Genomic DNA, 15517 nt, shown 5'->3' with positions numbered 1-15517 from the left:
AGCCGTACGCCGACCCGCGTGCCGAGCCCTACGCCGACATCGGCACCGACGCCGAACCGTACGCCGGCACCTACCTCCACCCCAACTCCCGTCCCCAGCAAGGTCCCTGCCCGTTCCCCGGCTCCCGCGGCGACCAGCGCGCCGCCCACCCCGGTTCCGACGGTCGGCACACCCGAGGTCGTGCCCGACCGGACCGACCAGCCGCCGTACCCGCGGCAACCGGCCCACGTACGGCCCCCGTTCTGGGAGCTCGGCGCGCACCACGCCGGCCGGCCGCGGACGCATCGGCACCCGAGCCCGTTCCCGGGCTCGCCCTGGCCGCTGAAGTGCGGTCCCTGGTACTGGCCTTGGGCGTGGACCTGGAGCTGGACCGGGGGCTGGTCCGGCACGTGGACCTTCCCGTCGGGCTGGCTGTGGCACCCGCGCCCCCCGGCGTCCTGCCACCCGAAGCCGCCCCCGCCGCCACCTCCGCCACCCACGACCCCGCCACCCACGACCCCGCCACCGTCGACCCCCACCCCCACACCCACGCCCACCCCGAAGCCGAAACCGACCCCGACCCCCACTCCGACCCCGGCCCCCACCCACCGCGCGGCCGTGGCACCGCCGCCCGCTTCTCCACCGCCCCCGCCACCCAGCCCCACCCCGCGTCCGACCCCCACCCCCACTCCCAAGGCCACCCCGAGCCCCGCCGCCGCGCCGCCGCAACCCGTGGCCTGGCCGACCCCCGCGCCCAAGGCCGTGCGCAAGCCGACGCGGCACACCCGCACCGTGATGGAGACGATGCTGCTCACCACCGTGCCCGCCCTGCTCGCCGTGGCCGTACTGCGGCCGGGCTCCAACACCTACCGCAGGAACCGCTAGCGAAAGAGGGGGAGTTCACCCATGTCACAGTGGTTGGTGCTGGTCATCGCGATGGCCGCGGTGTGTGCCGTGGTGATCAGTGTCGTGGTGCTCAGGCAGCGCAGGATCACCGACGACGACGACCCGTCCGAGACCCCGGACGTCATCGAGTACATGGTCATGATGATCGGCGTGGTCTACGCGATCGTGCTCGGTCTGGCCATCGCGGGCGTGTGGGAGGGCCGCGGCAGCGCCCAGGCGGACGTGCTCGCCGAGGCGCAGGCCCTGCACGAGATCAAGGCCCGGGTGCAGGTCTACCCGGCCGGTGTACGGGACCAGGTGCGCGCGGACGTGGACGCGTACGCCTCCTATGTCGCCGACAAGGAATGGCCGTACATGCGGAACCACGACGAACTGTCGCCCAGGGCCACGCAGTTGCTGGACAAGGTGCGTACCGACGTCACGCAGTACGACCCGAAGAGCGACCTCGGCCAGCAGGCGTACCAGCCGCTGCTGGACCAGGTCACGGCCGTGGACCAGGCCAGGACGAACCGGGGGCAGAGTCTCGGGGCCACGATGCCGGGGATGGTGTGGTTCGGCCTGATCACCGGGGCGCTGGTCACGGTCGGGCTGATCTTCACGTTGCAGATCCGGCGCTCCGGAAGGGAGTTGCTCCTCGCCGGACTGTTCAGCGCGCTCATCGCGTTCCTGCTCTTCCTGATCTGGGACCTGGACGCGCCGTTCGGCGACGGCCTGTCGGTGAGCGCGAGCGTCTTCCGGGAGATCGTGCTCCGGCAGTGAGCGGCGGCGCGACCGCCGAGCCGTGAGACGTGAAAGAGGGCGGTTCCCCCACCAGGCCCGGTGGGGGAACCGCCCTTCTCGGTACGGCTGTCATGCGGTTGCTAGGTCCCGCGGCTGCTGCGCGCCGTGGCCGCTACGGCCCCGCGGCAGCTCCGCCGCACGGCTCAGCGCCAGTTGGACACGTTGACGTTCTCCAGCACGCCGAGCGCGTCGGGCACCAGCACGGCGGCGGAGAAGTACGTCGTCACCAGGTAGCTGATGATCGCCTTCTCGTCGACGCCCATGAAGCGGACGTTGAGCCCCGGTTCGTACTCGTCGGGCAGGCCGGTCTGGTTGAGACCGATGACGCCCTGGTTGTCCTCGCCGGTACGGATGGCGATGATCGAGCTGGTCCTGGCCTCGGTGACCGGGATCTTGTTGCAGCTCAGGATGGGCACGCCGCGCCAGCCGGGGACGGTGGAGCCGTTCACCTCCACGGGGTCCGGGTAGATGCCCGCGCGGGTGCACTCGCGGCCGAACGCGGCGATGGTGCGCGGGTGGGCGAGCAGGTAGCGGGTGTTGCGGCGGCGGCTGATCAGCTCGTCCAGGTCGTCGGGCAGCGGCGGCCCGGCGTGCGGCTGGATGCGCTGGTCGTAGTCCGCGTTGTTGAGCAGGCCGAACTCGGGGTTGTTGATCAGCTCGTGTTCCTGGCGCTCCCGCAACGCCTCGACGGTGAGCTTGAGTTGCTGCTCGGTCTGGTTCATCGGTTCGTTGTAGAGGTCGGCCACCCGGCTGTGCACCCGCAGCACGGTCTGGGCGACGCTCAACTCGTACTCGCGCGGCTTGACTTCGTAGTCCACGTAGGTGGCCGGCAGCGCGGCCTCGCCCTTGTGGCCCGAGGCCAGCTCGATCGCGGCCTCACCGCGCTTGTTGGTGCGCTGGGTCGGGATCGCCCGGAACGCGTCGAGGTGTTCGCGCAGCGGTGGGGCGGCATCCAGCAGCGACAGCAGCGACTGCCGCGGCAGTTCCAGCACCGTGGTCGCGGTGGCGGCCTTGGAGGTGTACTGCCAGGTGTCCTCGCCCAGCAGCGCCTGCTCGCCGAAGTAGGCGCCGTCGGCGAGCGAGCCGAGCTGGGTGGGCTCGCCGTACGACCCCTCGCCGATCTTCTCGACCTTGCCGTGGGCGATCAGGAAGACGGTGTCCGCCGGGCGGCCGGCCTCGGCCAGCACGTCACCCGCCGCGTACTCCCGTTGGACGAAACGATCCGCCAGCGCGGTGAGTGCCGCCACGTCGTCGAACGACCGCAGCGCGGCGATCTCGCCCAGTTCCTGCGGGATGACCCGGACCTCGGAGCCGGTCTTCACGAAGGTCACCCGGCCGTCGCCCACCGCGTAGCTCAACCGGCGGTTGACCCGGTACGTGCCCGCGTTGACCTGCACCCACGGCAGCACCTTGAGCAGCCAGCGGGACGAGATGCCCTGCATCTGCGGGGTGGACTTCGTGGTGGTCGCCAGATTCCGCGCGGCGGCAGTGTCGAGACTGGTCCGCGCGTGAGCGTCCTGCGGATTGCCTTGTGCGGTGTCCTGACCCGCATCAACCGACATGGACTGTCCTTCCCGTAAGGAGCTGATACGGCCCAATTCTTTCCAGTACGCAGAGTGCTGACTATTGCCGGATCGAGTGAGAATACTTTCCGAAATTCTGGAAAGCGGGGCTCCGGCCGGGGTGATCCGTCCGGTTCCGTGCGGCTCCGTGGGCATCCGTCCCTGGGGTGCGAACTGATGTGCGTCGCATGGGGGTTGGGGGGAAGGCGAGGGTCTGAGGGCGCCGACCGGGCGCTCGGGGCGCCTACTCCGGCGCCGACCGCTTCAAGGAGGCTTCACATGCTTGCTGCCGTGGGCGCCGTCATCTTCGCCATCGGGTACATCGTCAACGCGACCAGCACCGGAACGGACGCCGGTTTCACGCCATTCAGCCTGCTGCTGGCCGGTGCGTTCTGCGTCGCGCTGCACCTGGCCGGGGTCGGCTCCGGGTGGAGCTACCCGTCGTCCAGACGGCGTCGTCGCTGACCGGCGGCGGCCGGTGGCGGGGACGAGGCGGACCGGGGTGGCCGTAGGGGCCGCAGGCCGGCGCGGAGGCGCTCGGCGCCGCGCGCGGGCAGTGCGGCGCCGGGCGCTCAGCGCGTCAGCGCGCCTCCACCACCGCGCCGCCCACCGGCGGCGTGGTCTGCGGCGGGATGCCGAGCGGGTTGCCGGCGAGCGAAGAGGAGAGCGAGGGGGAGAAGGCCGGCCGCGGCGGGATGAGCGGGGGAACCAGCGGCGGAATCAGCGGGGCGATCGGTGTCGAGAGCGGCGCCGCCGCGGAGGCCGCTGTGACAGGGGCCACGAGGGGCGTCGCGAGGGGTGTCACGGCAGGTGTCGCGTCAGGTGTCACGACGGGGGCCGTCGCCGACGTACCCGCGGTGAGCGGCGCGGCGGCGAACTCGGCCGCCTCGATCGCTATCCGCCGCTCGCGGCGGAAGATCAGCGCGGCGAAGGCCCCGGCGCCCAGCAGTGCGATGAACGACATCAGGGTGCCGAACCAGCTCGCGCCCAGCCACCGGCCGCCGATCCAGCCGAGACCGACGCTGTAGGTGGCCCAGCAGACCCCGGCCAGCGCCGACCAGGGCAGGAAGTCGCGCGGGCGGCGGCGGGCCGCTCCGGCGCCGAGACTGACGACGCTGCGGCCGGCGGGCGCGAAGCGGGCCAGCACCACCAGGGCGCCGCCACCGCTGTTGAGCACCTGTCCGAGCCGTTCATGGGCGGCGGCGAGCCGTCGCGAGTTCGCGATGCGCCGGTCGAACCACGCCCCGCCGCGCCAGGCGAGCCGGTATGCGAGCAGATCGCCCGCGCAGGACGCGGTCGCCGCGCACACCAGCAGCACGAGGATGTCGAGGATGCCGTCCCTGGCGCCGGTCGAGCCGGCGGTGGCCGCGCTGATCACCAGGACGCCGCTGGGCAGGACCGGGACGAACACGTCCAGCAGCACGGAGAGCGCCACGAGAACGTAGATCCACGGCCACTCGAAGAGGGAGCCCAGGTGATGCAGCACTACGCCTCCTCGCCCTTCGCCGTCGTGCCCGTGTCGTGCCTTGGTCTGGTGCCTTGGTCCTGCGAGCCCGTCTGCGAAGTGCCCCGGAGACCTGCTTCCGGTGTCGCGTCAACGAGCGGCGGATCTTCATCCGCCGTCAGCCGTACAGCGTACGCCAGTAGTGGACCGCGGTTCCGTCGAGGGCACGTGACGTAATAGACAATCACGGCGTTATTACGGCGGGAATACTCTCGCGGAAACGGTTCGGCGCAGATTCTGCGGAGTCGGCGACGAAACCGCACGCCAAGTGTGAGGTGGTCCAGTCCCGTGACAGCGGCCGGCGCCGTTCTTCTGCCCGAGTCCGGCGGTTTCCCGGCCGTCTCGCTCCCTTCGTTCCCTTCGATCCCTTTGCCCTCTTCGCTCGGATCACCCGCTTCTTTCCTGGCGTCTTCGTCGTCCTCGTCGCTGCTGCCGGTGAACCGGACGCTCGGGATCGTGCTCGCGGTGCTGCTGGTGGCGGCGGCGGGCATCGCTGCTTACGCGCGGCTGGCCGATGTGCGGGAGAACTACGCGCACGGCATCGTGCTGGCCGGCGTCCGGGCCGCGGTGCAGCTCGCCGCGGTGTCCGCGCTGATCGGGTGGGTGGTCAAGCACCAGGCCGCGCTGCTCGCCTTCGTGCTGCTGATGTACGCGGTCGCCTCGCGAACGGCGGGGCGGCGCGTCACCACCGACCGTACCTGGCGCTGGGCCGCGGTGCCGGTGGGCGCCGGCGCGCTGCCCGTGGTGGCCGTGCTGGTGCTCAGCGGGCTGGTGCCGATCGACGGCATCGCGCTGATCCCGGTGGCGGGCATCCTCATCGGCGGCGGGCTGACGGCCACCGTGCTGGGCGGGCGGCGGGCGCTGGAGGAGCTGTCCGGGCGGGCCGGCGAGGTGGAGGCGGCGATGGCGATCGGCCTCAGCGACCGGGACGCGCGGATGGAGATCGCCCGGCCGGCGGCCTCGGGCGCGCTGATCCCGGGGCTCGACCAGACCAGGACGGTGGGCCTGGTGACGCTGCCGGGGGCGTTCGTCGGCATGCTGCTGGGCGGGGCGAGCCCGGTGTCGGCCGGCGCGGTGCAGTTCTTCGTCCTGATCGCGTTGATGGCGGTGCAGGCGGTGTCCGTGGCGGTGGTGCTGGAACTGGTCGCGCGCGGCCGGATCACCCGGCCCCGGCATGGTGAGCCGCCGCACAGACGCTCGTGGGCCGAGGTCGTGCGGGGGCGGAAGGCGTGAGCCTACGGCGGGATGGCGGGTCGTGCGGTGTCGCGCCCTCGCGGGCCCGTTACCGTAGGCGAGCGCGCCGCTCGGGAGCGTGACCGTGCGCGGTCGCCCCCGGCCGGGCCGGGGGCGGGATGCCGTACGATGAGGGCAGCAGAAGGGGAGTAGCTCTTCGCCGGACCGTCGACATACTGCCGGGCCGTTCCGCATCGCGAGGTGCGCGGACGTGCCGGGCCGGCGCCCGGAGGCGGTGCACCGCGCGTGCCCGCCAGCGAGACCTTCGGCCGCAGTGTCCTGACGCTGCCGTGCCGAAGCGACCCCTGGAAAGCCCATGGTCCTCTCGGTGCGGCCGCCCCGACCGATCGAGGAAAAGCTTCCGTGCTCAGCATCAGCGTCATCGCCGTCGTCTTCGGCGTGATCTTCCTGGCCGAACTCCCCGACAAGACCGCGCTCGCCAGTCTCATGCTCGGGACCCGCTACCGCCCGTCCTACGTCTTCGTCGGCGTCGCCGCCGCCTTCGTCGTCCATGTCGCGCTCGCGATCGCCGCCGGCAGCCTGCTGACGCTGCTGCCGCACCGCTGGGTGCAGGGCGTCGTCGGCCTCCTCTTCCTCGGCGGCGCCGCCATGCTGCTGCTGTCCAAGGGAGAGGACGAGGAGGAGGTCAAGGAGCCGGCCGGCCAGAGCTTCTGGAAGGTGTCGGGGGCGGGCTTCATGCTCATCCTCGTCGCCGAGTTCGGCGACCTCACGCAGATCATGACCGCGAACCTCGCGGCGCGCTACGACAACCCCGTCTCCGTTGCCATCGGCGCCGTGCTCGGGCTCTGGGCGGTCGGCGCCCTCGGGATCTTCGGCGGCCGCCTCCTGATGAAGCGGGTGCCGCTGTCCCTGATCACCAAGGTCGCGGCCGCGGTCATGGTCGTCCTCGCGGGCCTCAGCCTGTACGAGGCGGCGACGGGCGCGGCGCTCCTCTGAGCGACCCGGGCCGCCCCGGTTGTCGGACCCCGTTCGTAGGGTGGCGGTCGTGACGGGAACGAAGAGCGGTGCGGGGGCCCATGTCGTGCGCGAACTGATCGCGTTGACGATGGGAGCGGGGGCCGGCGGGGGAACGGGCGCGGCGCGGGGCGGGGGCCCGGCGGCGGCGCTGGCGGCCGCGCGGCCGGCGCGTACCGCGGCGGCGCGGATCACCGCGGCCGGCGGGGTGGACGAGCAAGTGGCGGGCGGGCTGCGCGCGTTGGTGGCGGAGCGGCTGGGCGGCAGCGCCGCGCGGTGGCTGCGGGTGCACGACGCGCTCGCCGAATACCCCGGCAGCGTGCCCGAGTTGCTCGCCGACGAGGCCCCGCCCGTGCCGCCGGCCCCGTCGGGCGGCGCCTTGCGGGCGCCGGCGCCGCGCAGCGTGCACGACACGTTCGCGCTCCTGATCGAGCACGCCGCGCCCGAGCACGCGGCCGTCGCGCTGGCGGCGCTGCCGGACCGTACGGTGGAACTGCTGCTGTCCGGTGGGGCGTTGCCGGGGCCGGGCCTGACCGCGGCCGTCACGGAGCACGGCGGCACCCGCGCCCGGGTGGCGCTGGCCCGGCACTCCCGGCTCGACCCGAGGGTGCTGGCGCGGCTGCTCGGCGTCGGGGACCCGGCGGTCGGGGCGGCGGTCTACCGCAACCCGCGCGCCACGTACTCCCTGCGCCGTACGCTCGCCCGCCGGCTCGACACGGTGCCGATGGACGAGGCGCTGCGGGCCGAACTGACCGACCCGGGCGCCGATGTGCCGCGCACCTGGCTCGCGCCGCTGCTGTGCTCGGGCGATCCGGCGCTGACGGCAAGGGCGTTGGGCGCCGGTGCCCGGGGCGTGGCCCAGCAGTACGCCCTGGCCCGGGTCTGGGCGCGCGGCGGCCCCGAGGCGCTGCGCGGCCTGCTGGACGACCCGGCCGTCACCGGCCACCTGACCCGGCCCGTACACGGGGCCGTCGCCGCGGCGCTGGCCGAGGAGGACGGTTCGGGCGACGCCCTGCGCCGGCTGTACGCGCGGGGCGAGCCGTACGACGACCCCGGGCGGCTGCCGGGCCTGCTCGCCGTCACCCGCGGCACCAGCACGCTGCGTGACCTGCTGGCGGAGCCGTACGCGCACGACCTGCACGCGCTGCACAAGGCACACGTGGAGCGCCCGTTCATGCCCAAGGCGTGCGAGGAGCTGGCCCGGCACGAGGGGGCGAGCGACGAGCAGCGGCTCGCGTTCAGGCTGAGCGTGCTCAACGAGCCCTGGCGCACCGGCGGTCGGCGCTCCGGGAACATCTCGCCGCCCGAACGCCGCCTGGCCGAGGAGGAGTTGGACTACGGCGCCGAGCTGTGGGCGGAGGGGGTGGTCGCGGCGGGGCTGCTCGACCCGGTCGAGCTGGTGCGGGCCGCCCGGCCGGCTGTCCGGGCGCTCGCGGCGCTGAGCGCGCTGGAGGGGCGCGGCCTGCTCACCGGTGCCGCGGTGGGGGAGTTGCGCGCGGCGGCCGAAGCGCATCTCGGCGACTCGGCCGAGGCGTGGGCGGCGTTCGACCGGCTGCTGCCCGAATATCCGGGCGGGCTGAGGGAGTTGATCGCGGCGGCGGCGGAGGCCGTGGCGGCGGAGGGGCCGCAGGGGTCGGAGGAGTCCGGGGAGTCCGGTGCGGCCGGGGCCTCCGCCGAGGCTTCCGCCGGGGACGACGCGCTCGCGGCGGGAGGTTCGGGGGTCGCGGGGGAGCGGTACGACCCGCCGCTGAAGCCACGGGGAGCCGTCGAGCGGGCCGCGCTGTCCGCCCTCGACCTGCTCCGTACCCTCGCCCCGGCCGACGCGGCGCCGCCCGATCCCGTGGACGTCGGCGTCCTGCGCTTCCTGGCGGGCACCAGTTGGGCGGACAGCCCCGGCCTCGCCACCCCGGGGTGGCTCGCCGGCGCGTGCGCGGCGCGGGAGGTCGAGCCACCGGACCACGGCTCCTGGTACGCCGCGCCCGCGTCCGCGACGGTGCGCGGGAAGCTCCCGGAGTCCTGGGGGTCCAGCGCGGTCCTCACCGAACTCGCCTACACCCAGGGCATCCTGACCGCCGACGACCTGCTCGGCTGGCTGCCCGCGTACCGCCTGCTGAGCCTCCCGCACGACTGGCGGCGGTCGGCCTTCCCCGTCGGATGGCGCAACGCCCTTGCCCGGCGCCTGCGTTCCGAACTCGGCGCCGACCCCGAGGGATGGCTCCGGCTGGCGGCGGTGGCGGGGCAGGCGGCCGTCGAGGACACCTGGCTGGAGCTGCTGTCGCGGGCGCGGGCAGGAGCCGGGCCCGGCGCGGAGGCGGAGGTCGGGCCGGAGGACGGGGCGGGCCGGCCGTCCTGGGACCGGCACACAGCGCGCCCGGGCACCCCTGAGGAGGCACTCGGGCTCCTGGCACACGGCGACCACCTGTGGGTCTGGCCGGTGGGCACCCTGCTGTGCCTGGCCGACGCCGAGGTGATCGACGCGGTGCTGTCCCGACTCGGCCCCGACGGACCGTGGTTGCTCGCCGCGTACCTGCTGCGCCACGACCACATACCGCGCCCGGCCTTCGAACGGCTGCTCGCCGGCCGCGACCCGCGGGCCCTGCGGGTCCTCGCCACCCAGCAGCGTTGGCTCGAAGACGGCCTGGCCGCGCGGCTGGCCGACGTCGACGACCCCGGCACCGATCTCGCGCTGCTGCGACACACCCGCGATCCCCTCGTCGTACGCCGCGTCGTCGAGCGGTCGTCGCGTCGTACGGCTGCGGCGGCAGCGGCTCAGGCAGCGGCAGGAGCCGCACGCACGGATGCCAGTACGGATGCCGGTACGGACGCCGCTACGGCTACGGGCACGGGCGCGCCCATGGAGCCGGTCGCCGCGCTGGTGCTCGCCGAGGTGCGGGCCGATCCGTCGGCGGGGCCGGCCGGGGGCATGCGGTGGCTCGGCTCGGCCGAGCCGGACCTGGTCGAGGAGATCCTCGTCCGGTACGCCACCGAACTCGGCTTCGTCCAGCAGGTGTTCGGCTGCCTGAGCCTCCTCGAACACGGCGGCGCGACCCGCCTCACCGCGCTGGTCGGCCGCGGCCCGCTCGGCCAGGCCGCCACCAAGCTGTGCGTCAAGGCGCTGGACTCCCGTGATCCGGCCGCCGTGCTCCGCGCCCGGCTCGACCGGGAACGCGCCCCGGCCAAGATGGTCAAGAAGCTCCGCCGCGCCTCCCACCGCTGGACCGCGACGAGCGCCGTGACGGCGGACCCGGTCGGCGCCGACTGGCAGGCGTTGGAGGCCGCGCACCAGGAGGAACCGCTGCCGTACTGGGAGGAGTTGATCGGCATGTCGCTCGCTCCCCCCGAACTGCGGCTGCGCTATGCCGGGTCGGTGCGCGAGCCCGGCCCGTCCGGCCTGCCCGACGGCGCCGCACTCACCCGGGCGCGCGCCCGCCACGGGGTGGCCGGCCTCTACCACTGCGCGACCGTCACCCAACTCGACGGCCTCCTCACGTCCGGCCTGCTGACCGCCACCGACCTGCTGGACGTGGCCGCCCCTGCGGCCCTCGTCCTCGACTACCTCGGCAGCGCCGCCCGCCGCACCGACGCCCCGTCCGAGGCGGCCGCCGCACTCGCGGCGCTGGCCCGCCTCGTCCGGGTCCGGCTCGGCTCCGACGAGGCGGCCTGGGCGCGGGTCACCGCGCGGCTGACGGGCCGCGATCCGCGCTGGGAGCCCGTGTCCCCGGTGGACGCGCTCCTCTCGTGAAGACTTCGCGGAGGGCGGCGCGGGGCGCGGGAGGGCCGGGTTAGGCTGCGCCCCACGTCTCCGGGGGGAGCTCATCGTGCGCCGATCACCGGCCGTCCCGCTCATCGCCGTCGCGGCTGCCGTGACGGCCGCGCTGACCGGGTGCGGGGGAGGGCACGCGGCGCCCAAGCCCGCGCCCTCCCGTACGCCCGACTCCGCGCTGGAGTCGTTGAAGTCGCAGCAGAGTCTGGTCACCACGGTGCGGCGGGCCGCACCCGACCCCGACAAGGCCACCTCGTGCGACAGTCTCGTGCTGGACTCGTGGGAGCAGCGGGTGGCCGGCTTCGTCGTCAACGGCGAGCACTTCCCCGCCGTCGCCGATCCCGCGCACCCGAAGACCACCACGTCCGGGCAACCGGATGTGTACGCCAAGCGGTTCAGCGCGGGCCGGGCGTTCCTCGACCCGTCGAGCGGACGGCTGGTCGACGGCGCCGACGCGGCGCAGACCCGCGCGTACGACGCCTGGCTGGTGGACCCCGCCGTCGTCCACAAGGCGTACCAGCCCTATCAGAACTTCCTGTTGGGCTATCTCGACGGTGGCGGGTCCTGCTGACGCCTACTTGCTCGCCAACGTCCCCAGCGGGCTGGGGTCTTCGGCCAGCGCGGCGGCCGCTGCCTTCCAGCCGGTGTCCTCGGGGCGGAGCGCGCTGTGCAGGAAGGCCGTGCTGAGCCGCTGGACCAGCGCGACGCGGGCCGGGTTCTCGTCCGTCGTGGCGGTGGACTCGTACCCGTTGATGCCGCCGAGCGAGTGCTCGGCCCCGAAGAGCGTGAGCAGGCTCTTGCCGCCCGGGCTGTAGGTGTAGGGGTCGGTGAACCAGTCGGGGCCGCGGGTGGACAGCGCGGACTGGTCGTGGTCGCCGGCCACGATGAGGGCCGGCGCGGTCATGGCGTCGAAGGACGGCCGCATGAAGGAGAAGTGCTCGGCGGCGAACGGGGTCAGCTCGTCGCCCAGACCGGTCAGGGCGAACAGGACGCCGGCCTTGACGCGGGGGTCGGTCATGTCCTCGCCGGGCACCCCGGCGGAGTCCAGGACGCGGGCGCCGAGCAGCGTGCTCGCGCTCTGGGCGCCCCAGGAGTGGCCGGCCACCGCGACGCGGTCGTGGTCGACGCGCCCGGCGAGGCCCGGCACGGCGGCTTCCAGCAGGTCGAGCCCGTCGAGGACGCGGGTGAGGTCCTCGATGCGGAAACGCCAGATGCGGGGGGTGCGGGGGTCCTCGGCGGGAACGCCGAGGGTGCGGGAGTCGAGGTGGGTGGGTTGCAGGACCACGAAGCCGTGGGCGGCCCAGAAGTCCGCGAGCGGGGCGTAGTCGTTCATCGACCCGCCGAAGCCGTGCGAGAAGACGACGACGGGCAGGTGGTGGCCGTCGGCGGGGGCGGAGACGCGGACCTGGAGGTCCTCGCCGCGCTCGGGCGCGGCGGGCAGGACGACCGGCCGTGCGGATATCACGGTCGCGGATGTGCCAGAGGCGCCTGAAGTGCCGGAAGTGGCTGATGTGGTCGAGATGGTCGCAGTGGTCGGGTCGGACATGGAGCTGCCTTCCGTTCGATGCGCCCGGCAGCGGGCGGCCGGTGTGGCGCCGAGGGTCCTGCCGGGCGGGAGCGAGAGCGCGAGGAGGGCGTGCCGCGGCGCGGGACGGCTTGGTGGCCGGCCCCCGATCTGCCACAATGCACGAAACGGAACCTCGCTCCGCCAACGATACGGAGCAACGTTCCGCTTTGCAAGCTCCTGGGAGGATCACGCGGTGGACGACGTGGACGACGTGGACGGCAGCGCTCGCGGCACGGGAAGCGGACCGGCCGGGTCCAGGCGCAAGGACGCCCGGCGCAACCAGCAGACCCTGCTGGACGCGGCCGCCGAGGTCTTCGTCGCCTCCGGCGTCGAGGCGCCGGTACGCGCCATCGCGGAGAAGGCCGGGGTCGGGGTCGGCACCGTCTACCGCCACTTCCCGACCCGCGCGGACCTCATCGTCGCCGTCTACCACCACCAGGTCGACGCCTGCGCCGCCGCCGGCCCCGCGCTCCTCGCGAGCGCGGCCACCCCGTACGACGCCCTGCGGCAGTGGGTCGACCTCTTCGTCGACTTCCTCGTCACCAAGCACGGGCTCGCCGCCGTCCTGCGGCCCGACAGCCCCGGGTTCGACGCGCTGCACGCGCACTTCGTCGACCGGCTCGCCCCCGTCTGCGACCGGCTCCTCGACGCCGCCGTCGAACACGGCGACATCCGCGCCGACCTCGACGGCGCCGACCGCCTCGACGGGCTCGAACTCATGCGGGGCGTCGGCAACTTGTGCGTCGGCGCGGACAGCGACCCCGACTACGACCCGCGCCGCCTGATCTCCCTCCTCGTCGCCGGCCTCCGCGCCACGCACTGACGCACCCCACGCACTGGCGCACCCCGCGCACTGGCGCACGCGGCGCACTGACGCGTAGCCCGACCGGGTCTGCGCCGCGCAGGCCGCACCCCTTCGCGTCAGTTGCCCACGTGCAGCCCGAAACCCGTGCGGCCCGCGGGCTCCAGCCCCTCCTTCAGGTGCAGCGACGGGATCTCGTAGTCGCCGAAGTTCTGCCGCCGGAACGCGATCGGCTCGGTCGTCTCCAGGGTGAGCAGCCGCTGCTGCCAGGCCCGGGCGACATCCGGGTACTCCTCGTCGGTCATCCGGTCGGTGCCGTACAGCACGAAGGGCGGCAGCACCTCGATGCCCGGGTAGTAGAGGATGCCGTGCTGGATCGGGAACAGCAGGTCGTCGATGGGGCCGTTGATCCCGCGCGCGGCGTAGTGCGACTCCGGGCCGCCGGCGGTCACCGACAGCAGCGCCCTCCTGCCCGCGAGGGAGCCCTCGCCGAAGCGCTCGCCGTACTTGGTGGCGCTGTGCTCGCCGACGCCGTACGCGAAGTTGTAGGTGAACACCCGGTCCACCCAGCCCTTGAGGATGGCGGGCATCGAGTACCACCACAGCGGGAACTGGAGGATGACCGTGTCGGCCCACAGCAGCTTCTCCTGCTCGGCGCGGACGTCCGGGCCGAGCGCCCCGGCGTCGAAGGCCCGGCCGGAGTCGCGGGCGACCTTCAGCGGGCTGGAGGCGTGCGGGCCGTAGTCGGCGGCGTCCACCACCGCCTTCCAGTTCATCGCGTAGAGATCGCTCACCAGCACCTCGTGGCCGGCGCTCTCCAGCGTGGACACCGCGAGGTCCTTCAGCGAGCCGTTGAGCGACTTCGGCTCCGGGTGGGCGTGGACGATCAGCGTCTTCACGGGGGACTCCTTCGGATCGGGTGGGTGCCTTCGATTCTGGGCACCGCGTCGCCCGCTGTTCAGGGGCGCCGCTTCCGTCGGACGGGACTTCCTGGTATCGGCAGGACCACCTTCGCGCGGCGCCGCCGAGGCCATACTGGAGGTCATGGACGATCTCGCGGGCTTCCTGCGGACCCGGCGCTCCCGGGTCGACCCGGCGGTCTTCGGCCTCGCCACCGACAGCCGCCGCCGGGTCGAGGGGCTGCGCCGCGAGGAGGTCGCGCACCTGTCCGGCGTCAGCGTCGACTACTACGTACGCCTGGAGCAGGGCCGTGCGACCCAGCCCTCCCTCCAGGTGCTCGACGCGCTCGCCCGCGTCCTCGGCCTCGACGAGACCGAACGCGACCACCTGTGCCGGCTGGCCCGGCAGCGCCGCCGCCGCGCGAAGGCGCCCGGCGGACGGGTCAGGCCCGAACTGCTGCGCGTCCTGGACCTGGTCGGCGACGCGCCCGCGCTGCTGGTGGACCACCGCATGGACGTGCTCGCCGGGAACCGCCTGGCCGGCCTCCTCTACGGCCGGCCGGTGGCGGGCCTGAACACCGCCCGGCACATCTTCCTGGAGGAGGCCGAGCGCGGTCTCTACGCGGGCTGGGAGGACTGCACCGTGGACGTGGTCGGGCACCTGCGGCTGGCCGCCGGAAAGTACCCCGACGACCCCCGCCTGGCCTCGCTCATCGGCGAGCTCGCGATGGGCAGTGACCGCTTCCGCCGCCTGTGGGCCCGCGCGGACGTGCGCGCCCGCACGCACGGACGCAAGGCGTACCGGCACCCGCTGGTCGGACTGCTGGACCTGCACCAGGAGAACTTCTCGCTGCCCGACGCGTCCGGCATGGAGCTGCTGGTGCTGACCGCGGCTCCCGGCAGCCCCTCCGAGGACGGGCTGCGCCTGCTCGCGGGCCTGGGCACGGACCGCGCTGACGTGCGGCCGCTGGTGGACGCCGAGGTCCGCGAGTAGCCGGACGGTGTCCGCCCGGGGCGGGGCGCGCGGGGAACGGGCAGGGCGCGCGCTGGAAACGGGCAACGCACGCGCAGGGCACGCGCTGGGCGCGGCTCCCCGGTCACCAGGGTCCGTGGTCGGCCAGGCCGAGGGTCAGGGCGGCCACCGCCGTGGCGAGGAAGACGATCCCGCCCACGATGTTCCGCGAGCCCACCCGCAGATGGGCGAAGATCGCGCCGATGAAGTACAGCACGAGGCCGCAGGCGGCGAGGGTCCCCAGCAGCGGCACGGCGAACCCGGCCGCCAGCCCCACGGTGCCCGCCGCCAGCAACATGCCCAGCACCGGCACCCACTTGCGGGCTATCCCCTTCATGTCCGCCTGGGTCTTGGGGTATTCGTGGCCGATCAGGTAGGTGACGGCGGCGGCGCCGTTGAAGACCACACCGAGGATGGTGACCGTGACGTAAGCGGCGAACACGTTCTCTCCGTTCTGTGCTGCGAGCCGGGCGATGAGGTTGCCGGGCACTCCGTCGCGGGGTGCCGCTGCCTTGAACGACCGGCGGGCGACCCG

At 73.8% G+C, this 15517-nt stretch carries 14 protein-coding genes; 9 read left to right on the top strand and 5 right to left on the bottom strand.

What is annotated here, in order from left to right; all coding sequences use genetic code 11:
• Nucleotides 1-711: 711 nt before the first annotated feature.
• Both AB0399_RS18735 and AB0399_RS18730 read left to right on the top strand, forming a co-directional pair.
• Complete coding sequence (locus AB0399_RS18735; protein ID WP_329369791.1) at nt 712-864, top strand: hypothetical protein; 153 nt, start codon at nt 712-714, stop codon at nt 862-864.
• A gap of 21 nt (nt 865-885) precedes the next feature.
• Nucleotides 886-1644 (top strand): DUF4239 domain-containing protein, encoded by a 759-nt coding sequence (locus tag AB0399_RS18730; protein ID WP_329369793.1) that lies wholly within the window; start codon nt 886-888, stop codon nt 1642-1644.
• Between the two features lie 164 nt (nt 1645-1808).
• Here AB0399_RS18730 and AB0399_RS18725 read toward each other — a convergent pair whose 3' ends face one another.
• Nucleotides 1809-3227, bottom strand: coding sequence for a family 2B encapsulin nanocompartment shell protein (locus AB0399_RS18725; protein WP_329369795.1), 1419 nt, complete (start codon nt 3225-3227; stop codon nt 1809-1811).
• 279 nt (nt 3228-3506) lie between these two features.
• Here AB0399_RS18725 and AB0399_RS18720 point away from each other — a divergent pair, with 279 nt between their 5' ends.
• A complete protein-coding gene (locus AB0399_RS18720; RefSeq protein WP_328463621.1) occupies nt 3507-3692 on the top strand; it encodes a hypothetical protein in 186 nt (61 codons plus the stop codon).
• A 115-nt stretch (nt 3693-3807) separates the two neighbouring features.
• Here AB0399_RS18720 and AB0399_RS18715 read toward each other — a convergent pair whose 3' ends face one another.
• The gene (locus AB0399_RS18715) at nt 3808-4713 is read right to left on the bottom strand and encodes a VTT domain-containing protein (protein ID WP_366412054.1); all 906 of its coding nucleotides are present in this window, start codon (nt 4711-4713) and stop codon (nt 3808-3810) included.
• Between the two features lie 444 nt (nt 4714-5157).
• On the opposite strand from AB0399_RS18715, the gene AB0399_RS18710 reads away from it, so the two are divergent.
• From AB0399_RS18710 to AB0399_RS18695, 4 genes are all read left to right on the top strand, one after another.
• Nucleotides 5158-5964, top strand: a complete 807-nt coding sequence (locus AB0399_RS18710; protein ID WP_366412072.1) for an ABC transporter permease — start codon at nt 5158-5160, stop codon at nt 5962-5964.
• 363 nt (nt 5965-6327) lie between these two features.
• Nucleotides 6328-6921, top strand: coding sequence for a TMEM165/GDT1 family protein (locus AB0399_RS18705; RefSeq protein WP_329369800.1), 594 nt, complete (start codon nt 6328-6330; stop codon nt 6919-6921).
• A 49-nt stretch (nt 6922-6970) separates the two neighbouring features.
• The gene (locus tag AB0399_RS18700) at nt 6971-10681 is read left to right on the top strand and encodes a hypothetical protein (RefSeq protein ID WP_366412053.1); all 3711 of its coding nucleotides are present in this window, start codon (nt 6971-6973) and stop codon (nt 10679-10681) included.
• 76 nt (nt 10682-10757) lie between these two features.
• Complete coding sequence (locus AB0399_RS18695) at nt 10758-11273, top strand: hypothetical protein (protein WP_366412052.1); 516 nt, start codon at nt 10758-10760, stop codon at nt 11271-11273.
• A gap of 3 nt (nt 11274-11276) precedes the next feature.
• On the opposite strand, the gene AB0399_RS18690 is transcribed toward AB0399_RS18695, so the two are convergent.
• Nucleotides 11277-12224: a dienelactone hydrolase family protein gene (locus tag AB0399_RS18690; protein WP_366412071.1), complete on the bottom strand. Its 948-nt coding sequence runs from the start codon at nt 12222-12224 to the stop codon at nt 11277-11279.
• Between the two features lie 247 nt (nt 12225-12471).
• Here AB0399_RS18690 and AB0399_RS18685 point away from each other — a divergent pair, with 247 nt between their 5' ends.
• Entirely contained in the window at nt 12472-13092 is a 621-nt protein-coding gene (locus tag AB0399_RS18685) for a TetR/AcrR family transcriptional regulator (RefSeq protein ID WP_366412070.1), read from the top strand.
• A gap of 98 nt (nt 13093-13190) precedes the next feature.
• Here AB0399_RS18685 and AB0399_RS18680 read toward each other — a convergent pair whose 3' ends face one another.
• Nucleotides 13191-13970: an NAD(P)H-dependent oxidoreductase gene (locus tag AB0399_RS18680; protein WP_329369808.1), complete on the bottom strand. Its 780-nt coding sequence runs from the start codon at nt 13968-13970 to the stop codon at nt 13191-13193.
• 145 nt (nt 13971-14115) lie between these two features.
• Between AB0399_RS18680 and AB0399_RS18675 the strand changes: the two genes are divergently transcribed.
• Nucleotides 14116-14964 carry a helix-turn-helix transcriptional regulator gene (locus tag AB0399_RS18675; RefSeq protein WP_366412051.1) on the top strand — a complete coding sequence of 283 codons (849 nt, stop codon included), beginning with the start codon at nt 14116-14118 and terminating at the stop codon, nt 14962-14964.
• Nucleotides 14965-15067: 103 nt separating this feature from the next.
• Here AB0399_RS18675 and AB0399_RS18670 read toward each other — a convergent pair whose 3' ends face one another.
• Nucleotides 15068-15424 carry a DoxX family protein gene (locus tag AB0399_RS18670; protein ID WP_328463605.1) on the bottom strand — a complete coding sequence of 119 codons (357 nt, stop codon included), beginning with the start codon at nt 15422-15424 and terminating at the stop codon, nt 15068-15070.
• Nucleotides 15425-15517: the final 93 nt, after the last annotated feature.

It is taken from the genome of Streptomyces sp. NPDC088194 (genome assembly GCF_040702025.1).
Taxonomy (GTDB): Bacteria; Actinomycetota; Actinomycetes; order Streptomycetales; family Streptomycetaceae; genus Actinacidiphila.
This window is presented reverse-complemented; position numbering and strand designations above follow the sequence as displayed.